Consider the following 20,521-nt stretch of genomic DNA (forward strand, 5'->3'; position numbering starts at 1 on the left):
TCAGACCTCTCGAGTCCGTTTCACGGGGTGCGAGTTTCTGCCGACATCGAGCCGAGTCTCTCGATCCGGCTTCAGGCATACCAACAACGGATGCCGTCACACCAGCACTACAGCCACACGACGGCGGCCCTCATCCATGGAATCCCCCTGCCGCTCAGCGCGGAGCGGGATACCCGCCTCCATGTGAGCGCGGCTCGAGGGGCCGGATTTCCCCGCGCTCGCGGCGTGGTCGGTCACCACAGCGGAACCGTCACGAGACTGGTCCGCGTCGCTGGCTACCTCGTCTCGTCGCCCGTGACCGCATGGTGTGAACTTGCCTGCATCCTGCCCCTCGACGATCTCGTGGCCGCGGGCGACTTTCTCATCACCGGAAACGAGCCCATTTTCGGCTATCCGCCTCTCTCCGATGCTGCCCAGCTATCGGATGCCCTGGCAGCGCGGTCTGGCCACCGCGGCATCCGCACACTCGCCGAGGCGCTGCGACTTGTTCGATACGGGGCGGTCTCACGCATGGAAACACTGACCCGGCTACTGATCGTGCGAGGAGGCCTGCCTGAACCGGCTCTCAATTACGAGGTGCCAGGCGCTCATGGGGCGATTGTGGATCTCGCCTATGCGCAGCAGAGGGTAGCGGTCGAATATCAGGGGGACATCCATCGGGAGCGTGACAGGTTCCGGCGAGATATAACGCGCCGAGAGCGGCTTGAGGACTGCGGCTGGACCGTCATTTATGTGTCGACGGACGACATTGTGCGTTACCCCCGCGAAACTGTCGCGCGCATTCGAACACGACTCGCTGCGCGCGGCTGGGCGTAGGTCAGGTCGTGGGCAGTTGCCCAGCCGTGCCCGTTTCGGCCCGCGAGACTACGCAACTTGTCGAGAAAGAGGGCGGCGGAGGACAACTTGCGCAGTCTCGGCGAATGGTGGGGTGCGGGAGAGGAGGTTGGGGAGCAGGCCGGGGAGCAGGGCCGGCCGGCTCCGCGGCTAGAAACTCAGTCGGAGATGATGCGGGCGCCGTGAACGGGACCCGTGGCACGGATCACCCTGTGCCGTGCCGCGCTCAACGCGACCTGCAGGTCGAGAGCCCCGTCGGCATCCGGCGCCAGAAAAGCGACCGTCGGGCCCGACCCGGAGACCATGCCCGCGAGTGCGCCGTTCTCCTCGCCGAGCTCAAGAACCTGGCCGAGTCGCGATTCCAGGTGAAGCGCTGGGGCCTGAAGGTCGTTGTGCATGACCTCGGCGAGCATCGCGGGGTCGCCTGCCCGCAGCGCGTGAAGGACGGGCGCGTCGACGCTGGGGACCCGCTCGGCCGGGTAGATATCGAGGGCGTGGCGCTCGCGGTGGCGGTCGAGTTCCGAATACACGGTTGGCGTGCTCATGCCGAAATCGGCGAGGACGAGAACCCAGTGAAACTGGCCCTTCGCCAGTGCCGGACTGAGCTGGTCGCCACGGCCGGTGCCCACGGCCGTGCCACCCATCAGCGCGAAGGGAACATCTGCTCCGAGCTGGGCGGCAAGCGAGATGAGCTCCTCGCGGCCCAGATCGGTGCCCCACAGGGTGTCACAGGCAAGAAGGGTTGCCGCAGCATCCGCGGATCCACCGCCCATGCCGCCGGCAACGGGCACGTTCTTATCCACCTCGAGCCGCACTCCCCCGCGGAAACCGGAGACGCGGGCCAGCAACTGAGCCGCTTTGATCGCGAGATTGCTGCCGTCGAGGGCGAGGCCAGAGGTGTCGATAGAACCTGAGAACGCGACCGAGAAGTCGTCTGCGGGATAGGCGCGAATGTCTTCGTACAGAGAGACGGCCTGGTAAGCGGTGGCCACATCGTGGTAGCCGTCGTCGAGCAGAGCGCCGACCTTGAGAAAGACATTGAGTTTGCCCGGAGCGCGAGCATGGATCATGCGGGGCCTCGCGAGCGACGTCATGGAATAAACCTACTCGACCAGTCGGTCTACTCCAGACCGTTGAGGGTCTCTCGGTCAAGACCTACCCCGCAAGCGCGTTCAGAATCTCCGCGAGTTCGGCTTTTGCCGGGGCAAGCGACTCTGGCCCGCGAGCCGCAGGCGCGTGAGAGCGACTCTGCTGCGATTGACGGTGCCGATTCCGGCCGGGCTCACCGTGACGAGCATGCCCGTTCCGTCGGCAAGCCTCCAGCGGGCGGTCGGATGCTTCGCGTCGCGGCTCACAGAATCCGGCCCCGTGTCGAGATGGTCATTAATGAGGCTCACGGCCCGATCGAGGGTCGTCTGCCGGTCTCCGTCCACCGTGCGGCTGATCCCAGCAGCGAATGTGCCGTCGGGTTGTTGGCCGGGCAGCCGCATGCCGCGCGCCTGCTCGTATCCGACCGTGATTCCCTGCGCCCACCATCCGTCGACACGATGCTCGCGGTGCAGCCATGCGGCGATTTGCGTATGACTCCATGTCGGCGCGTTCTCGGCGTCGAGCAATGCATGCCATTCGCCGCGGGTCTTGCCCGTTGCGGCCATGAGCTTGGTATCGGAGATTGTGCTCGGCGAGACGGCGACCATGCGGTCACGATACGCCGCGAACCATGAGCATAGAAGGCAACGGAGCGGATGCTACGCAAACCACAAGGTGGCCTGCAGACGGCGAGTTCTAGGCCTTGGCCGCCCGGGTGATGGCGAGAAAGTCGTCGACGGTGAGCTGCTCGCCGCGAAGCGTTGGGTCGATGCCTGCGGCCTCGAGTCGTTCGGTCGCGGCGGCCGAACTGCCGAGCACGCTTGAGAGCGACTGTCGCAGCATTTTGCGGCGCTGGCCGAAGGCGGCATCCACCAGCGCGAACGTATCGATGCGCTCCTGCTCGGTGCCGATGACGTCTTCTCGCAGGGTGAAGCCCACGAGGATCGAGTCCACGTTGGGCACGGGCCAGAACACCTGCCGGCTCACCATTCCCGCAGTGCGCCAGTGCCCATACCAGGCGGCTTTCACGCTGGGGCTGCCATAAATCTTGGAGCCGGGAGTTGCGGCGATGCGCTGGCCAACCTCGGCCTGCACCATGACGAGCCCCGACGTGATGAAGCGAAAGTGCTCCAAGAAATGCAGCAGAACGGGCACGGACACGTTGTAGGGAAGGTTCGCAACGAGGGTGGTGGGGCGCCCCGGTAGCTCGGTGATGGTCATCGCGTCGTGCAGGACCACCGTGAGGTCGGCATCCGGCTGCAACTGCGAAACCGTCAGCGGCAGCTGAGCGGCAAGGCGCGGGTCGATCTCGACGGCGATAACAGGGGCGCCGGTTTCGAGCAGGCCCAGCGTGAGCGAGCCCAGCCCGGGGCCCACCTCGACGACGGGGCTGTCGCCCGTGACTCCAGCCGCCTTGACGATGCGTCGCACCGTGTTGGCATCGATGACAAAGTTCTGGCCGAGTTTCTTTGTCGGTTGCAGATCGAGCAGGTCGGCGAGGTCTCGCACCTCGGCGGGGCCGAGCAGTTTTCCTGACGACGTGCTCATGCGAGAGCGTGGGGCGGCAGGTCGGCGGCAGCATCGACGAAGACAGGCTCGTCGTTCCAGCTGCCGTAGACGAGCTCAGTGTTAGACGCGATCTGGGCGGCGAGGATCGACTCGCTGGTGCCGAGCGTGTCGGCCATCAGTCGCAGGGTGTGCGGAATCATGTACGACGCATTCGTCTGGCCGCGGTGCGGGGTTGGGGTGAGGTACGGGGAGTCGGTTTCTACGAGGATGCGGTCCCGCGGCGTCGCCACAAGGGCCTCGCGCAGCACCGGAGCATTCTTAAAGGTGATGGTTCCCGCAAACGAGAGATACCACCCCTGCTCCGCGCAGAGCTGCGCCATCTCGACGTCGCCAGAAAAACAGTGGAACACCGTTCGTTCGGGGGCGCCGACTCTGAGCAGTGTGGCGATGACATCGGCGTGCGCATCGCGATCGTGAATCTGCAGCGCAAGACCGTGTTTCTTGGCGATCTCGATGTGGGCCTCGAAGGCCCGCATCTGGGCGGGCTTGCCGGCATCATCGGTGCGAAAGTAGTCGAGGCCCGTTTCACCGACCGCGCGGACGCGGGGGCGTGAGGCGAGCTCGTCAATCTCAGCGAGGGCATCGTCGAGGGTGCCCTCTGCCTCCAACGCCGGGACGTCGTTCGGGTGGATCGCAACCGCGGCGAGCATGCGGGGTTCGCGCGATGCCATCTCCGCCGACCATCGGGACGAAGCAACATCGGTTCCCACCTGCACGACACCCCTGACCCCGACGCTGCTGGCCTTGTCGAGTGCTTCGCGATAGTCGAGAAGCTCCGACTCCCCCTCTGGCACCCAGAGCGCCGAGTCGAGGTGGGTGTGGTTGTCATACACGCCGACGACGAGCGGTTCTGGCAGCGGGGGGTAAGTCATGCTGACGGTGTCCTCACTGTGCGACGTTCTGATCGACGGCATCCTGCTCGATGCGCGGGAACAGCGGCGGAAGGGTTGAGACGCTCGATCCGGGCTGAAGAACACCCCACTGGCCCGCCTCGGGAATGAGCTGCTCCGTGAGCGGCGTTGTGAAGCCGAGCGCTGCCCAGAGCTTTGCCGTTGCCTCGGGAATCACGGGCGAGAGCACAACCGCAAGAGCCCGTAGTCCCTCGGCGGTCGTGTAAAGCACGGTACCGAGACGCTCCCGCGTCTCCTCCTTCTTGGCCAGAACCCAGGGTTCCTGCACCGTGATGTAGCCGTTGAGATCATCGACGACGGTCCACACCGCGGCGATTGCCTCGTGGATCGCGAATCGGTCCATTGCAGCATCCGCCGAGGCTACGGCCGAGGCAAGATTCTGCTGGATGGTGCGGTCGGCTTCCGTGTACTCGCCCGGTGTCGGCACAACGCCGTCGTAGTACTTGTTGATCATCGCGATCACACGGGAGGCGAGGTTGCCAAAGCCGTTGGCCAACTCCGACTGGTAGCGGGCCGCAAGGTCTTCCCAGCTGAACGAGCCGTCTTGACCAAAATGGATGGCGCTCATGAAGTAGTAGCGGAACGCGTCGGCACCGAACGTGTCGGTGATATCCGAGGGCGCGATACCCGTGAGCTTGGACTTGGACATCTTTTCGCCGCCCACGAGCAGCCAGCCGTGACCAAAGACCTTCTGGGAGACGGGCAGTCCTGCCGCCATCAACATGGCGGGCCAGATCACTGCGTGAAAGCGGGCGATGTCTTTGCCTACGAGCTGCACGGCGGGCCAGCGCCGCTCAAAGTTCTCTTCGTCGACGCCGTAGCCGATCGCGGTGACGTAGTTGAGTAGCGCCTCGAACCACACATAGACGACGTGCTTGTCGTCCCACGGGATCTGGATGCCCCAGTCGAAGCTTGAGCGCGAGATCGAGAGGTCACGAAGCCCCTGCTTCACGAACTGAATGATCTCGTTGCGCACGCTTTCGGGCTGAACGAAGTCGGGGTTGGTTTCGTAGAGGTCGAGCAGGCGCTGCTCGAAGTCACTCATGCGAAAGAAGTAGTTGGTCTCCTTGAGCACCTCGACGGGCTTGGAGTGGATGGCGCAGACAAGCTGGCCCGCGTACTCGCCCGTTCCGGGAACGAGGTCGCCTGGCTGCTTGTATTCCTCGCAGCCAACGCAGTAATGGCCTTCGAACTCGCCCTGGTAGATAAAGCCGTCGTCGTAGAGCTTCTGCAAGAAGATCTTGACGCCCTCTTCGTGGCGAACATCCGTGGTGCGAATGAAGTCATCGTTGGCGATGTTGATGGTCTCAAGCAGAGGCTTCCATGCGCTCTCGACGAGGCGGTCTGCCCACTCCTTGGGGGTAACCCCGTTGGCTACGGCGGTGCGCAGAATCTTCTGCCCGTGCTCATCCGTTCCCGTGAGCAGCCACGTGTCGTCTCCGCTCTGGCGGTGCCAGCGCGCGAGAACGTCTGCGGCCACCTCCGTGTAGGCGTGCCCGATGTGGGGCACATCGTTGACGTAGAAGATGGGCGTGGCGATATAGAAGGACTTGCCTGACGACATGCGCTCAATCCTAAACGGAGGGGGTGGGCGGTTACGGCGATACTGCGGATGCGCTCCCCGCGAGTGTGGGAATCTGTGGGTTTTTCTGTGATCGTGTTGCAATCACAGTTATTCGGGCGTACTCTCACAGAAACGCAGGCGAGCCCGCCGCATCCTGGGCCGTCGAAGGAGACCGCGATGTACGCCACCGAACGCCAGCAGCAGATCGAGAATCGCCTTGCCAATGACGGCCGCGTCACGGTTGTCGACCTCGCCCGCGAGTTCGACGTCTCAAACGAGACCGTGCGCCGTGACCTCGACCAGCTTGAGCTTCGCGGCGTTCTCCGCCGGGTTCATGGCGGGGCCGTCTCGGCCGCCCGCATCAGCAGAACAGAAGAGAGCATCGCCCAGCGCAGCGACCGCAACGCTGCAGCCAAAGAGCGCATCGCTCTCGCCGCGCTCGCCCTGATTCCCTCAACCTTCAGCGGGGCAATCGCCATCGACTCGGGAACCACGACGGGCATGCTCGCCCAGGGGCTCTCCCGTTGGCAGCCAGACACTCCTGACCGCTCGCTCACCGTCATAACCCACTCCATCGCCATTGCGAGCGCCGTGAGCGACAACCCGCATATCGAAGTCCAGATCATCGGCGGCCGCCTGCGTGGCATTACGAGCGCCGCGGTCGGGCCTACGACGCTCGCGCAGCTCTCCCGCCTCCGACCCGACATCGCCTTCGTCGGCGCAAACGGGCTCCACTCGGACTTCGGATTCAGCACCCCAGACCCCGACGAAGCCGCAGTCAAAACCGCGCTCACCCGGGGAGCGCGCCGGGCAATTGCCCTCGTTGACGCCTCCAAACTCGGCGTCGAAACGCTCGTGAGCTTCGCGACCCTCGCCGACATCGACACCCTTGTCACCGACAAACAACCAGACATTGACCTCTCCCATCCCCTGCGCGACGCCGACGTCGAGGTGGTTCTCGCATGATCGTGACACTGACGGCTAATCCGAGCCTCGACCGCACGATCGAGCTCGGCACACGGCTCGCGCGCGGCGAAGTCCAGCGCGCCATCGCGAGCGGAGACCAGCCAGGCGGCAAGGGAGTCAACGTCTCCCGCGCGCTCATCGCCTCGGGTCTCGACACGATCGCGATTCTGCCGGGCGCAGCATCCGACCCCATGCTCGTAGCCCTGCGGGCGGAGCACACTCCCGCGGCGAGCCTGCCCATCGCTGGCCGAGTTCGATCGAATGTGACCATCACAGAACCGGATGGCACGACCACCAAAATCAACGAGCCGGGGCCTCTGCTCAGCGCCGCCGATGACAACGCCCTCATTGCCCTTGTCGCCGCGCACGCGCGTGGTGCCGACTGGCTCGTGCTCGCCGGGTCTCTGCCGCCGGGACTCAGCTCCGACTTTTATGCTCGCGTCGTGACAGCCGTGCGCAGTGAAGGCTCTGGCCCACGCATCGCCGTGGACTCGTCGGGCGAGCCCATGAAGGCACTCATCGCCTCGGGGGTGGGCGTCGACCTCATCAAGCCCAATTCCGAGGAGCTCGCCGAGCTCACCGCGCTGCCCGACACCTTTGAAGAAGACCCGGATGCCGCGGCCGCGGCCGCCCGCACACTCGTGGCCCGAGGCTGCCGAGCCGTGCTCGCAACCCTCGGAGCGCAGGGCGCCCTGCTCGTGACCGCCGACGCAACCTGGAGAGCGACCATGCCTCCCGTGATCGCGCGCAGCACGGTGGGGGCGGGCGACGCCTCCCTTGCGGGATACCTGCTCGCCGATCAGCACGGCGCCACCCCCGACCGTCGTCTCGCCCAAGCCGTTGCCCACGGGGCCGCAGCAGCATCCCTGCCCGGCAGCACAATGCCTTCCCCGGCCGATACCACCCCAGAGCTTGCCGAGGTTCGACGGCTCTCCGACCTTTCGAACGCCGACTAGCGCCGCCCCCGCGTCGCAGAAATCTCACACAAGGAGAAAGCAATGTCGCACCTCATAACCCCCGACCTCGTTCTTCTGGATGTCGACCTGGGCACCGACCGGGCCGGCGTCATCCGCGCACTCACCTCCCTCGTTGCCGAGAAGGGCAGGGCTACGGATGCCGGGGCCCTCTTTGACGATGCCTGGGCTCGCGAGCAGAAGACCGACACGGGAGTGCCGGGAGGAATCGCCATCCCCCACTGCCGATCAGAGTCGGTGACCGAACCGACCCTCGTCATGGCTCGACCGAACCCTGCCGTTGACTTCGGCTCCCCCGACGGCCCCGCCGACCTGATTTTTCTCATCGCGGCACCGGCCGGAGCCGATCAGGCGCACCTCACCCTGCTGGCTGCCCTCGCCCGCTCGCTCGTGCGGCCCGAGTTCGTGACATCGCTGAGGGAGGCGACCAGCAGGGAGCAGATCGTCGAGCTGGTTGAGCAGGCGATCGCGCCAGCCGAGGAAGCACCAAGTGCAGAAGCTGCACCCGCTGCGGGTGCCGCCGCATCGGCCAACGCTGGCGCACCCTCCGCGACCGCCGCGTCGAGCCCTACCTCGCCAGGCATTGACGGCGACCGCCCGCGCTTAGTCGCCGTGACAGCGTGCCCCACGGGAATCGCCCACACCTATATGGCCGCCGATGCGCTCTCCGCTGCCGCGGAGCGCGCCGGTGTCGAACTCCACGTTGAGACCCAGGGCTCGGCAGGAGCCACCCCCCTCGACCCGAGCATCATCTCCTCGGCGGAGGCCGTGATCTTCGCGGTCGACGTCGATGTTCGCGATAAGGGCCGATTCGCCGGCCTGCCCGTCGTACAAGCCCCCGTCAAGCGAGGAATCGACGCGCCAGACGCCATGATCGCCGAGGCGCTCGCCGCGGCATCCGACCCCAACGCGACGCGCATTCCCTCCTCGGGCGCCGAAACCACGTCCACTGCCACCGACCAGCACGAGAGCACCGGCGCGCGAATCAAGCGCTCGCTGCTCACCGGCGTGAGCTACATGATCCCCTTCGTCGCAGGAGGCGGGCTGCTCATGGCCCTCGGGTTCCTTCTGGGCGGCTACGAAATCTCCAACGTCGCAGGCGATGTCGTCGTGAATAACAGCCTGTGGAACCTGCCGGATGGTGGCCTCGCCGCCTACCTGGGCGCAGCCGCTTTCGCAATCGGCAACGCCTCCATGGCGTTCCTCGTGCCGGCCCTCGCCGGGTACATCGCCTACGCCCTCGCCGACCGCCCCGGCATCGCCCCGGGGTTCACCGCGGGCGCCGTCGCCGTACTGATGGGCGCCGGGTTCATCGGCGGCCTTGTCGGTGGTCTGCTCGCCGGAGTCGTCGCCCACTGGATCGGCACCTGGCGCACCCCCACCTGGCTTCGTGGGCTCATGCCCGTCGTCATCATTCCGCTGCTCTCCTCGATCGTCGCCTCCGGCCTGCTCGTGCTGCTCCTCGGCGGCCCGATTGCTGCGCTCACCACGAGCCTCAGCGACTTTCTCAATGGTCTCAGCGGAGCATCCGCTATCGCCCTCGGCCTTATTCTGGGCGCGATGATGGGCTTTGACCTGGGCGGGCCGGTCAACAAGGTGGCCTACTCATTCGCGGTCGCCGGGCTGAGCGCAGGGTCGCTCGACAATCAGGGGCCGTGGATCATCATGGCCACCGTGATGGGAGCCGGCATGGTGGCACCCATCGGCCTCGCCCTCGCCTCCACTGTGCTCGACCGACGCCTGTTCACGCCCGTCGAGCGCGAGAACGGCAAGGCAGCCTGGCTGCTCGGTGCATCGTTCATCTCCGAGGGCGCCATCCCGTTTGCCGCGGCCGACCCGCTGCGCGTGATCCCCGCCACCACGATCGGCAGCGCCGTGACCGGTGCGATATTGCTCGCGGGCGGAGTCACCTCTCAGGCTCCCCACGGTGGCATCTTCGTGTTCTTCGCCATCAACAACTTCTTGTTGTTCATCGTGGCGATTCTCATCGGAGCCATCATCACGGCCCTCATCGTGATCGCCCTCAAGCGGTGGGCCGTCCGTCGCCCCTCGACACTGCCTACCGCGGCTCAGACCGTCTCGGCGTAGGCTCGCCAGCACCCCGCTCCAACGAAAGAGAATCATGCCTGAACGCACCGCCACCATCGCCAGCAAAGTTGGACTCCACGCCAGGCCCGCCACGATCTTTGTGCAGGCCGTCACCGATCGCGGTCTGCCAGTGACAATTCGCAAGGGTAATGGCCCCGTCGGTAACGCGGCCAGCATCCTCGCCGTCATGGCGCTTGGCGCGGGTAACGGCGAACAGGTCACTCTCTCGGCCGAGGGCGACAGGGCAGATCAGGTGCTCGACGACCTCGTGCAGCTGCTCGAGACAGACCTCGACATCTAGCGCGGGCTAGCGTGCGGCGAGCGCGCCCTCATAGAGGTCGCGCTTGCTCAGCCCCGTCGCCTCGGCAACTTCTGCAGAGGCCTCTTTAAGACGGATGCCCGACGCCACGAGAGAGAGCACCTGGGCGACCCCATCCTCCAGGGATGCCGCTGCGGGTTCTGCCCCCGCAACGACAACAACAATCTCGCCCTTCACACCGCCGGCGGCCCACTCGGCGAGCTCTGATGCTGTTCCGTGTTTGACCTCTTCGAACATCTTGGTCAGCTCGCGGGCGACAACAACCCTGCGGTCGGCGCCCAGCACCGTGCCGATGTCGGTGAGCGACTCGGCGATGCGGTTGGGCGATTCGAAGAACACCATCGTGCGCGCTTCGCGGGCCAGCGCCGTGAGCGCTTTGCGCCGGTCGCCACCCTTGCGGGGCAAAAATCCCTCGAAGCAGAACCGGTCAGTGGGCAGCCCCGAGACGGCGAGCGCCGTCAGCACGGCCGACGGGCCCGGCAGGGCCGTGACCTTGACCCCGGCGACGGTAGCGGCGGCGACGAGCGCAAAGCCGGGATCGCTGATGGCGGGCATTCCGGCGTCCGAAAGCACCACGACATCCGTCTCGCGAGCGAGCTCCACAAGCTCGGCAGCCTTGGCCACCTCGTTGTGTTCGTGAAGCGGAATGAGTTTGGGCCGGTTCTCGATGCCGAGCGCGCGAAGCAGGTGCACCGTGACGCGGGTGTCTTCTGCAGCAATCACCTCGGCGGTCGAGAGCGCCTCGATGAGGCGGGCGGATGCATCGCCGAGGTTTCCGATGGGGGTCGCGGCGAGAATGATCACCTGTCCATCCTCCCACCCGCAGCTACCATGGGGCGGTGACCACCCGACTCGACGCCCGCAGGCGCATCGCCCGCGGCGCACTGCAGCCGGTCGAGTGGCTCTTGTTGTTGGGGGTTACGGCGCTCGCTGCGGTGCTGCGGCTGTGGAATCTGGGGTCGCCCCACAGCTTCGTGTTCGACGAAACCTATTACGTCAAGGACGCATGGACGCTCCTCAACCTGGGCTATGAGGGCGCGTGGCCGGAGGGGGCCGACACCGACTTCGTCGCGGGCAACGTCACCACCTTTCTCACCGACCCGGCGTTCGTTGTGCATCCGCCGCTCGGCAAATGGATCATCGCTCTCGGCCTCGCCGCCTTCGGGGCCGAGGACCCCGTCGGGTGGCGCATCTCGATGGCGGTCGTCGGCATCCTCGCCGTCGCGCTGCTCTGGGTGATCGCCCGCATACTGTTCCGCTCGACCGCCCTTGCGACTATTGCGGGCGGGCTCATGGCCATCGATGGTCACGCCATCGTGCTCTCGCGCACGGCGCTGCTCGATAACGCGCTCATGCTCTTCGCGCTGCTCGGCTTTCTCTTCGTGCTGCTCGACCGCAGGCAGAGCGCCGAGAGGCTTCGGCTGTGGATGCTGCGCCGAGAATCGGCAGGACGAAGCATCGACTGGGGCCCTGCGCTGTGGGCGCGACCGTGGCTCATCGCCGCTGGCCTCGCCTTCGGCCTAGCGACGGCGGTCAAATGGAGCGGCCTTTACTTTCTCGCCATCTTCGCCGTCTACACGCTCGTCGTAGACGCGCTCGCTCGGCGCAGGGCCGGCATCCCGTTCTGGTTCAGCGGCACCGTCTTCAAGCAGGGGCCAGTGAGCTTCCTGCTCACGGTGCCTCTCGCCGCCACGGCCTACGTCGCGAGCTGGGCCGGATGGTTTCGCACCCACGGCGGCTATTACCGACACTGGGCCGAGACCCCCGGCAATGCGTGGACCGGTGCGCTCTCGTGGGTGCCGCTCGACTGGCAGAGCTGGTGGCACTACCAGGTGTCTGCCTACAACTTTCATATCGGCCTCGGCACCGAGCACGGGTGGGAGTCCCCCGCCTGGCAATGGCTGCTTCTGCTGCGACCGACCGCGCTCTACCGGCTCATGTCGGAGAACGGTGAAGCGGGATGCACCGTCGACCGGTGCGAGCAGTTCATCACCACGCTGCCTAACCCCCTGCTGTGGTTTCTCGGCATCGCCGCTCTGGTTTACCTGGTCGTGCGCCTCATCCGTCACCCGCGCAGCTGGCGAGCGGGCCTCATCCTGGTCGGAGTCGCCGCAGGTTACCTGCCGTGGCTGATCTACCCCGAACGCACGATGTTTCAGTTCTATGCAATCGCTTTCGTGCCCTTTGTGATCTTGGCGCTCACCTTCGCACTGGGGGCGATCGCCGGCGGCCCCACGGCCGACGCCGAGATGCGCGCCCGAGGTGTGCGCATCGTCGGCACGATTCTGGTGCTGATCGTGCTCGTGAGCGCGTTCTATTACCCAGTGTGGGCGGGCATCCAGCTGCCGGAGCCCTTTATTAGGAGCCACTACTGGATGCCTGGCTGGCGATAATCTCGGCCCGTTATCCCGACAAGAGGGTGTCGTAATAGGCACCGGCGTCGGAGAGCTTGCCAAATACCGTAGCGGCCAGCGGCCCCACGATCGATGCCAGCCCTGCGCCCGCAATAATGCCGAGATGAATCCAGAGCGGGCGGTAAGAGAGGATATTGCTGGCATAGAGCAGCTTCGCACGGCGCGCCAGATAGACCATGGGCACGACGGCTCGCCACGGCGACGCCGTCTGATCGTGACCGTCGGCCAGGAGCATGCGCTCGTCGATGCGCACGAGCGGTGCCCGCTCGGTGGGGTGACTCGTCACGGGCACATTCGACATGATCGGGCTCGTGCGCACGTAGTCGGCCCACGCGGGTTCGGTGTAGTGCGCATCGGTCACACGCACCGCATCGACCTCGTCGTCCGCGTCATCCACAGGCGCCCCCTCGCGTTTCGCGTCACTCTAGTGCGGCACCCCCGCAACCCGGCGTAATGCGGCACAGGCGGCATGGCAGACTCAGATAATCTGTGCCCATGGCTGAACGCGACACGACCGACCGGGACTGGGGATTCAAGACCCGGGCCATCCACGCAGGCAACATTCCTGATGCGGTGAGCGGCGCACGAGCCCTCCCGATCTACCAGTCGACAGCGTTCGTCTTCGACAACAGTGCGGATGCTGCGGCTCGGTTCGCGCTGCAGAAGTACGGCAACATTTACAGCCGCGTATCTAACCCGACCGTCGCATCGTTCGAGGAGCGCGTCGCGAGCCTCGAGGGCGGCCTCGGTGCCGTCGCGACAGCGAGTGGCCTCGGCGCACAATTCATCACCTTCGCTTCGCTCGCCGGCGCCGGGGACCACATCGTCGCATCCGCGAACCTCTATGGCGGTTCGATCACGCAGCTTGATGTGACGTTGCGCCGCTTCGGGGTCGAGACCACCTTCGTGCAGAGCGCCGACCCGGCTGACTACGCCGCGGCGATCACCGACAAGACCAAGGCCATCTTCGCCGAGACTGTCGCGAACCCGTCGGGCGAGATTGCCGACCTTGAGGGTCTGGCCGCCGTTGCGCACGCGCACGACATCCCCCTCGTGATCGACTCAACCGTCGCGACCCCCTATCTGTGCCGCCCGATCGAGTGGGGTGCCGACATCGTCACCCACTCGGCCACCAAGTTCCTCGGCGGGCACGGCACCACCCTCGGCGGCGTTGTCGTCGAATCCGGCCGCTTCGACTGGTCGAACCACCGCTTTCCGCTGTTCGACGAGCCGGTTCCCCACTACGGCGGGCTCAACTGGTACGGCAACTTTGGCGAGTACGCGTTTCTCACCCGGCTTCGCTCCGAGCAGCTGCGCGACATCGGACCCGTGCTCTCCGCAACCTCGGCTGCGGCACTCGCGCAGGGCATCGAGACGCTGCCGTACCGCATCCAGGCTCACGTCGACAACGCTCGCGCCGTGGCCGAATGGCTGCGCGATGACCCCCGCATCGAATACGTCAACTGGGCAGGGCTCGAGGGCCACCCGCACCACGATCGCGCCAAGAAGTACCTGGGCGGCAACCCCGGCTCGGTCTTCGGCTTCGGGCTGAAGGGTGGCCGGTCCGTCGGCCAAAAGTTCATCGAGTCCGTCGAACTCGCGAGCCATGTCGCCAACATCGGTGATGCCAAAACTCTCGTGATTCACCCGGCGTCCACGACCCACGCCCAGCTCACCGAGCAGCAGCTCATCGACGGCGGCGTCGGCGCCGGACTCATCCGCATCAGCGTTGGTATCGAGGATGTCGACGACATCATTTACGACATCGATCAGGCAATCGACGCAGCACTGAAGGGAGCCAAGTGATGTCAGAACTCACGACGGAAGCCACCGAGACCGTCCAGCTCGCCAACGGTCTGAGCTGCAGCATCCCGGCATCCTCCCCCCTGGCCAAACTGCTCAAGTCGCAGCGCACCTGGACCGGGCCGACCGCCAAGGAGCGCCTCGGCATCCTGCGCCGCGCCAAGTCGATCGCGATCGTGGGCGCTTCGCCGAACCCCGCCCGATCGAGCTACTTTGTCGGCACGTACCTGCTGCAGTCGAGCAACTACCGCGTGTACTTCGTCAACCCGAATGCGGATGAAATCCTTGGCCACAAGGCCTACCCCGACCTGGCATCGCTGCCCGAGGTGCCCGACATTGTGGATGTTTTTCGCAAGGCCAGCGACATCCCCGCCGTCATCGACGACGTGCTCGCTGTTGGCGCGAAGGCCGTCTGGGTTCAGCTCGGCATCTACAACGAAGAGGCCGCCTACTACGGCGAAGAGAAGGGCCTCACCGTGGTGATGGACCGCTGCATCAAGGTCGAGCACGCCCGGTTCCACGGCGGCCTGCACCTGCTCGGCTTCGACACCGGGGTGATCAGCTCGCGCAAGGCCACCGCGTAACACTCTCGCTCGGGCGGCCCACAACTCGGCGCACCCGATAACCGCTCCCCGCGCCCGAACTATGAGGCGCGGGGAGCGGTTTTTATGCGCGGCGAGCGCGAAGCCCGCCCGTTTCCGTGAGGTCCCGCAGAGCTTGAGCGACCCCCTTTGCCCGCTCAGCCTTGCGGCGTATGTTCAATGAACTCTCATCCCTGAGGAGTTCACCATGGGAACTGATCAGTATCACGAGCCTCCCGAAGAGTTGTCGCCGCAGACGAGGACGTTCGCCCGCATGTGCGCGAACCTCAAAGAGGAGGCGGAGGCGATCGGCTGGTACGAGCAGAGGATCTCGATCGAACCCGATGCTGCAAGCCGGGCCATCATGATCAACTCGCTCACAGAAGAGTTCAAACACTTCAGCATGGAGCTGGAATATCTCCTGCGGGCGACCCCGGTCTGGCGCGAGATCGCCCAGGGAATCCTCTTTCGCGACGGCGACATCGTCGCCAACGGAGAGGCGGCTGAGGATGCGGCTGCGTCCACCGCCAGCAGCAGGAGTGCGGGGCAACCCTCGCTCGGAATCGGCAGCCTGAAGTCTGCCGCCAAGGGTTCGAAGAAATCTGCCTCAAAGGGGGCTTCATCATGACTCTTGGACATCTGCTTCGGCGTCACGCCCCCATCTCACGCCCAGGCTGGCGCATGCTCGATCAGGAGGCGCGGGATCGTTTGGTCGCTGCCCTCGGCGCACGAAAGCTGGTCGATTTTGCTGGCCCGCTGGGGTGGAAGCACTCGGCAAGCGTCGTCGGGCGCACGACCCCGATCGCCGAGATGCCGGTCGATGGATTGACCGCCAAGCTGCGCAGGGTACTGCCGCTCACCGAGGTCCGGGCCGACTTCGAAATGTCTCGCGACGAGCTGCAGAACTTCGACCGCGGAGCAGTCGACACCGACGTCGACGCCCTTGCGGATGCGGCACTGCGGCTGGCTTCGCTGGAGAATGCGGCCGTTTTTCACGGCTGGGATGGTGCCGGCATCACGGGGATCACGCAGGCAACCCCGCACTCCCCGGTGCCCAGGGTCGCCGACTTTAACGACTACCCCAAGCGTGTTGCCAAAGCCGTCGAAACGCTGCTGAGTTCGGGCGTCAGCGGCCCCTACGGACTCGCCGTGGCTCCAGAAACCTACACGTCGATCGTCGAAACAGAAGAGGAGGGCGGCTACCCGCTCTTCGACCACGTGCGGCAGATTCTCGGCGGCCCCATCGTGTGGACCCCGGGGGTGGAGGGCGGAGTTGTCGTGAGTCTGCGCGGAGGAGACTTCTTATTCGAGTCCGGCGAAGACCTGGCGATTGGCTTCTCCGGCTACACGACGGATGCCGTGCAGCTCTACCTCGAAGAGACATTCAGCTTTAGGGTGGCCACGCCCGAAGCGGCGATCGCGTTGGCGGCCGACGGCCAGCACTCCGAACTACTCACGGTGCACTAGCCCCAGGGCTGGTTAGGCTCACTCTATGGCTCTCGTGCATGACCTCGACGACGTTGTTATTCGCAGCATCCCCGTCTCGGCGATGAACAACAATGTGTACCTCATCACCTCAAAGAAGACGGGCATCCAGGTGCTGATTGATGCTGCGGATGATGTGGAGGCGATCGAGCGGATGCTCACAGAATCGATCGAAGACAGTCTTGAGCCGACGCGGTTGGCGCTGATTGCCACGACCCATCGGCACCCCGACCACATTCGCGCTCTCGCGGAGCTGGCGGAACGCACCGATGCCCTCATTGGCGCTGGCGAGGTGGACGCCGATGCCATCGAAGAGGCGACGGGTGCGAGCGTTGACGTGCGGTTTGAGCATGGCGATGTGGCACGGTTCGAAGGCTTCGATCTGACGGCGGTCCATCTGCGCGGCCACACTCCCGGGTCAATCGCCTACGTGTACGACGACCCTTCTGGGGTGTCGCACATCTTTAGCGGGGACAGCCTGTTCCCGGGAGGGGTGGGCAATACCGACCGCGACCCGGCGAGATTCGCGAGCCTGATCGACGACGTTGAGGAGCGACTCTTCGATGTCTACCCCGATGAGTCGCATGTGCATCCCGGCCATGGCGATGCCACGACGCTGGGTGAGGAACGGCCGAATCTCGGCGAATGGCGGGAGCGGGGCTGGTAGCGCTCCCCTACCGTGCCGCGGCTAGGAAAAATTGAGCATTGCCCGCAGGTGTTTCGTACGACAAACTGGCGTGACCCGAACCGCCAGGAGCCTTTGTGAAGAAGATCCGCACTGTCGCTGTCGACCGTGACCCCGCATCCGTATTCGCCTTTCTCGCCCGCATAGAGAACGAGGCTCTCTGGAGAAGCTCTGTCACAGAGAGCAGCTATGAGGGTGCTGGCGGGGGCGATTACGCCAAGATGGAGCCCGCCGTGGGATTGAGCGGCTGGACGCGTGCGAACCTGGCCGGGCGCACGATCAGGCTGCGGTGGAAGATCGCGGCAGTCGAGGCGGGCGAGTACCTCGCCTGGCGCTTCGATGGGCAGCCCTGGCAGGGCGGCGGCAGCTACCGCATCGAACCCTGCGGCACGGGCTCCAAGATCACGGCAGCCCTCGTCATTCGCGGGCGGGGAGCAGCAGCCGCGCTCGAACCGCTGCTGGCACTCCGTATGGGCCGGGGGCTCCACGCCGATCTTGACCGCCTCGTCGACGTGCTCAGCGGGGGCCCGAGGCGCAGGCAAACGCCCGTGGCGCAGATGACACAGGATGCCCTGCCCTCCGCCTAAAGAATGCGCCCTGAAGAATGCGGGCCGCGAGCTCAGAGAGCCACCGACGCGGCGACATCGCGCAAGGCCTCGGCGCTGACCACCGGCAACCGACAGACGAAGTCTCGGCACAGATAAGCGGTCGGCACGCCCTCGATTGCGCTTTTGGCTTCGAACAGCTCGAACCCCGCCGCGGCGAGAGTTCTCGCCTGAGACTCGGTGAGGATAGCGGTGACCAGAGACGGGATGCTGCGCGCGGCTGCCACGAGGTCGTCGCCGCGGCTCGCTGGCAAGTCGGGGGTGACGACCACGAGCTGCACAGCACCCGCCGCAAGCCGGGCGATCACCGCGAGGGCCGCCCCGAAGCCGAGCGGGCCGCGCACGGCCGGGCCCGCCGAAGCCGCGGAGGCCCGCAGCGACGCTTCGCGATAGCGAGCATCCCCCGTGACCAGGGTGAGCGTGAGTGCGGCAGCGGCGCACGCGCTGAGACCTGAGGGATAGGCGCCCTCGGAGAGGTCGAGGGCAATCGCAAGCCCCCTGGCCGCAAGCACGGGGTCTGCGCCGCCGGGCACGGCGAAGACGGCGTCCTGTGCCCCCGCCGCGGCCTCCAGGGTCGCGTCGATGAGCTGCCGACCCGCCGTCGCATACCGCGCCTGCCCCGTTGCCAAGGCGAGCTGCAGCAGGCCGCCCGCGAACATCCCGTAATCTTCGAGGGTCGCCGTGGCCGAGGAGAGGCGTCCGTCCACGGATGCCCGAACGAGCCGCTGATGGGCCGCATCGTCCCCAGCTGCGCCCTGGGTCATATGGTGCTCCAGCAGGTAGTCGGCGGCCCGAGCTGCGGATTCAACCCAGTCGGCGCGGTCGAACACCGAGCCGGCGTAGGCAAGAGCTTCGATCGCAAGACCGTTCCAGCCTGTGAGCACCTTGTCGTCGAGCTTCGGCGGCGTCTCTGCCGCCCGAGCCTCGGCATCGAGCCGGTAATAGCCACCCTCGGTGCGCGCGCCACCCACCGTACTTTCGCTGTCCTGCGCCGATGCGAAAGCGCCGGAGGGCAGTTGCATCACCCCCATGAGAAAGCGCGCTATGCCCTCGGAGATCTCCCAGCCCTCCTGGGCGAACCGCGGCCCCGCCATGACTGCGGCTCGGGCGGCGGCCGTAAGCAACTGTGCGTTGTCGTAGAGCATTCGCTCATAGTGCGGGTCGCCCCAGTCGCCCCGGGTTGCGTAGCGAAAGAACCCTCCTTCGACGGGGTCGCGCAGCGGTGACTCGGCCATGCTCTGGAGAGTGCGGCACGCGAGCTCGATGCCCCTCTCGTCGCCTGAGGCGAGCAGAAAATCGAGAACGGGAGCGACGGGGAACTTGGGCGCCCCGCCGAAGCCGCCGTTGATCGGGTCTTCGCTCGCCATGATCGTCTCGACCACAGGCGAGAGGTCAGTGGGCAGATCGGAGGTGACCGGCCGCGACTGTTGCGCGAGGACCTCAGAGATCGTGGCGGCATTCTGCGCAACGCCCTCCGGTCGCTCCTCCCACGCCTCTCTCACCGCCTGCACAACCTGGCTGAACGACGGATGCCCCTGCATCGGCACCGGCGGGCAATATGTCGTGGCAAAGAATGGCCCGCCCTGGGGCGTCGCAAACACCGAGAGCGGCCACCCCAGCTCCTGGGTAAAGGCAGCGGCGGCGGCGAGATAGCTGGCATCGACATCGGGATGCTCTTCTCTATCCACCTTGATGTTGACGAAGTTGTCATTGAGGTACGCGGCGACCGCGGCATCCTCAAAGCTCTCTCTGGCCATGACATGGCACCAGTGGCAGGTGGAATACCCGATCGAGATAAACACGGGCACGCCGCGACGCTCGGCCTCGGCGAAGGCCTCTTCTCCCCACGGCCACCAGTCGACGGGGTTGTCGGCGTGACTGCGCAGGTACGGGCTCACGGCATCGGCAAGATGATTCGACATACGTATCACGCTACGCCTCCGGCCATACTCTGGACGAGTGATGACCAGCCATGAGGCCAGCGATCCCCGACGCCCTCCCCATCTCGACACCCTCAGCGGCATGATCGAGATCGAGCTCGCTGAGTTCGTGCTGCCGCCGGAGGAGCCGGGCGGGCTTCTCGCCCGCTGGGTCGACATCGCAATCGCCTCCCGCGTGATCGAGCCGTTCTCTATGGCGCTCGCGACGGCGAACGCTCAGGGGCGGCCGTCTAACCGCACCGTGCTCGTGAAGAAGGTGACGGCGTCTGCGGTGGAGTTCGTCACAACCGCCACGAGTGCGAAGGGCCGCGACCTTGAGGAGAACCCGTGGGCGGCAATTGTTGCCTACTGGCGTGAGACCCGCCAGCAGCTGCGGTTCAGCGGCCCTGTCGAAAGGCTGAGCGACGCGGAGGCCGACGAGGTCTTCTCGCTCCGGCCCATCGCGGCGCAGGCCTCGGCGATCGCGTCACATCAGAGCGAACCGCTTGAGGACTATGCAGAACTCAGGGCGAGGGCTGACCGACTCGCTCAATCGCCTGCCCCCTTGCCTCGGCCTCCGGCGTGGAACTGCTATCGACTAGCGCCGGAGACAATCGAGTTTTGGCACGGCAGCGTCGATCGCCTGCATCGCCGCCTGGTCTATGCCCGCACGCCCGAGGGTTGGCAGCACCGTCTGCTGAACCCCTAGGCCCGC

At 65.8% G+C, this 20,521-nt stretch carries 21 protein-coding genes; 13 read left to right on the top strand and 8 right to left on the bottom strand.

Translation table 11 applies throughout. The features are described 5' to 3' along the window. The first annotated feature begins 90 nt into the window (after nt 1-90). Nucleotides 91-816: an endonuclease domain-containing protein gene (locus C2138_RS09950; RefSeq protein ID WP_146181279.1), complete on the top strand. Its 726-nt coding sequence runs from the start codon at nt 91-93 to the stop codon at nt 814-816. A 176-nt stretch (nt 817-992) separates the two neighbouring features. Here the strand turns inward: C2138_RS09950 and C2138_RS09955 are convergent, their stop codons facing one another. The 5 genes from C2138_RS09955 to metG form a co-directional block, all read right to left on the bottom strand. Next, nucleotides 993-1,928, bottom strand: a complete 936-nt coding sequence (locus C2138_RS09955) for a 4-(cytidine 5'-diphospho)-2-C-methyl-D-erythritol kinase (RefSeq protein WP_108517502.1) — start codon at nt 1,926-1,928, stop codon at nt 993-995. Between the two features lie 78 nt (nt 1,929-2,006). Continuing rightward, a complete protein-coding gene (locus C2138_RS09960) occupies nt 2,007-2,531 on the bottom strand; it encodes a hypothetical protein (RefSeq protein ID WP_108517504.1) in 525 nt (174 codons plus the stop codon). An 88-nt stretch (nt 2,532-2,619) separates the two neighbouring features. Next, a complete protein-coding gene (gene rsmA, locus C2138_RS09965) occupies nt 2,620-3,471 on the bottom strand; it encodes a 16S rRNA (adenine(1518)-N(6)/adenine(1519)-N(6))-dimethyltransferase RsmA (RefSeq protein ID WP_108517506.1) in 852 nt (283 codons plus the stop codon). Next, a complete protein-coding gene (locus C2138_RS09970; protein WP_332894167.1) occupies nt 3,468-4,364 on the bottom strand; it encodes a TatD family hydrolase in 897 nt (298 codons plus the stop codon). Before C2138_RS09970 ends, rsmA begins: the two co-directional genes overlap by 4 nt. A gap of 13 nt (nt 4,365-4,377) precedes the next feature. Beyond that, the gene (gene metG / locus C2138_RS09975) at nt 4,378-5,967 is read right to left on the bottom strand and encodes a methionine--tRNA ligase (RefSeq protein WP_108517510.1); all 1,590 of its coding nucleotides are present in this window, start codon (nt 5,965-5,967) and stop codon (nt 4,378-4,380) included. Nucleotides 5,968-6,144: 177 nt separating this feature from the next. On the opposite strand from metG, the gene C2138_RS09980 reads away from it, so the two are divergent. The 4 genes from C2138_RS09980 to C2138_RS09995 are packed head-to-tail and all read left to right on the top strand — an operon-like array spanning nt 6,145 to nt 10,296. Next, on the top strand, nt 6,145-6,933 hold the full coding sequence (locus tag C2138_RS09980; protein ID WP_108517512.1) for a DeoR/GlpR family DNA-binding transcription regulator: 789 nt from the start codon (nt 6,145-6,147) through the stop codon (nt 6,931-6,933). Beyond that, complete coding sequence (locus C2138_RS09985; protein ID WP_108517514.1) at nt 6,930-7,889, top strand: 1-phosphofructokinase family hexose kinase; 960 nt, start codon at nt 6,930-6,932, stop codon at nt 7,887-7,889. The genes C2138_RS09980 and C2138_RS09985 overlap by 4 nt, the downstream gene beginning before the upstream one ends. Nucleotides 7,890-7,931: 42 nt before the next feature. Next, complete coding sequence (locus C2138_RS09990; RefSeq protein WP_108517516.1) at nt 7,932-9,995, top strand: PTS fructose transporter subunit IIABC; 2,064 nt, start codon at nt 7,932-7,934, stop codon at nt 9,993-9,995. A 34-nt stretch (nt 9,996-10,029) separates the two neighbouring features. Then, nucleotides 10,030-10,296: an HPr family phosphocarrier protein gene (locus tag C2138_RS09995; protein WP_108517518.1), complete on the top strand. Its 267-nt coding sequence runs from the start codon at nt 10,030-10,032 to the stop codon at nt 10,294-10,296. Nucleotides 10,297-10,302: 6 nt separating this feature from the next. Here C2138_RS09995 and rsmI read toward each other — a convergent pair whose 3' ends face one another. Next, a complete protein-coding gene (rsmI, locus tag C2138_RS10000; protein ID WP_108517520.1) occupies nt 10,303-11,118 on the bottom strand; it encodes a 16S rRNA (cytidine(1402)-2'-O)-methyltransferase in 816 nt (271 codons plus the stop codon). 35 nt (nt 11,119-11,153) lie between these two features. Here rsmI and C2138_RS10005 point away from each other — a divergent pair, with 35 nt between their 5' ends. Continuing rightward, entirely contained in the window at nt 11,154-12,707 is a 1,554-nt protein-coding gene (locus C2138_RS10005) for a dolichyl-phosphate-mannose--protein mannosyltransferase (protein WP_108517521.1), read from the top strand. A gap of 10 nt (nt 12,708-12,717) precedes the next feature. Here C2138_RS10005 and C2138_RS10010 read toward each other — a convergent pair whose 3' ends face one another. Further along, nucleotides 12,718-13,125, bottom strand: coding sequence for a hypothetical protein (locus C2138_RS10010; RefSeq protein WP_108517523.1), 408 nt, complete (start codon nt 13,123-13,125; stop codon nt 12,718-12,720). A gap of 98 nt (nt 13,126-13,223) precedes the next feature. On the opposite strand from C2138_RS10010, the gene C2138_RS10015 reads away from it, so the two are divergent. From C2138_RS10015 to C2138_RS10040, 6 genes are all read left to right on the top strand, one after another. Continuing rightward, nucleotides 13,224-14,534 (top strand): O-acetylhomoserine aminocarboxypropyltransferase/cysteine synthase family protein, encoded by a 1,311-nt coding sequence (locus tag C2138_RS10015; RefSeq protein ID WP_108517525.1) that lies wholly within the window; start codon nt 13,224-13,226, stop codon nt 14,532-14,534. Continuing rightward, a complete protein-coding gene (locus C2138_RS10020) occupies nt 14,534-15,115 on the top strand; it encodes a CoA-binding protein (protein WP_108517526.1) in 582 nt (193 codons plus the stop codon). The genes C2138_RS10015 and C2138_RS10020 overlap by 1 nt, the downstream gene beginning before the upstream one ends. A 205-nt stretch (nt 15,116-15,320) precedes the next feature. Beyond that, nucleotides 15,321-15,740, top strand: coding sequence for a ferritin family protein (locus C2138_RS10025; RefSeq protein ID WP_233245477.1), 420 nt, complete (start codon nt 15,321-15,323; stop codon nt 15,738-15,740). Further along, complete coding sequence (locus tag C2138_RS10030) at nt 15,737-16,579, top strand: family 1 encapsulin nanocompartment shell protein (protein WP_108517528.1); 843 nt, start codon at nt 15,737-15,739, stop codon at nt 16,577-16,579. Before C2138_RS10025 ends, C2138_RS10030 begins: the two co-directional genes overlap by 4 nt. Nucleotides 16,580-16,604: 25 nt before the next feature. Then, a complete protein-coding gene (locus C2138_RS10035; protein WP_108517530.1) occupies nt 16,605-17,264 on the top strand; it encodes an MBL fold metallo-hydrolase in 660 nt (219 codons plus the stop codon). A gap of 95 nt (nt 17,265-17,359) precedes the next feature. Then, entirely contained in the window at nt 17,360-17,869 is a 510-nt protein-coding gene (locus C2138_RS10040) for an SRPBCC family protein (RefSeq protein WP_108517532.1), read from the top strand. 32 nt (nt 17,870-17,901) lie between these two features. Here C2138_RS10040 and C2138_RS10045 read toward each other — a convergent pair whose 3' ends face one another. Continuing rightward, nucleotides 17,902-19,809 carry a thioredoxin domain-containing protein gene (locus C2138_RS10045; RefSeq protein WP_108517534.1) on the bottom strand — a complete coding sequence of 636 codons (1,908 nt, stop codon included), beginning with the start codon at nt 19,807-19,809 and terminating at the stop codon, nt 17,902-17,904. Between the two features lie 40 nt (nt 19,810-19,849). On the opposite strand from C2138_RS10045, the gene C2138_RS10050 reads away from it, so the two are divergent. Continuing rightward, on the top strand, nt 19,850-20,515 hold the full coding sequence (locus C2138_RS10050; RefSeq protein ID WP_159078255.1) for a pyridoxal 5'-phosphate synthase: 666 nt from the start codon (nt 19,850-19,852) through the stop codon (nt 20,513-20,515). Nucleotides 20,516-20,521 lie beyond the last annotated feature (6 nt).

Origin of the sequence: Salinibacterium hongtaonis, assembly GCF_003065485.1 — a bacterium.
Taxonomy (GTDB): domain Bacteria; phylum Actinomycetota; class Actinomycetes; order Actinomycetales; family Microbacteriaceae; genus Homoserinimonas; species Homoserinimonas hongtaonis.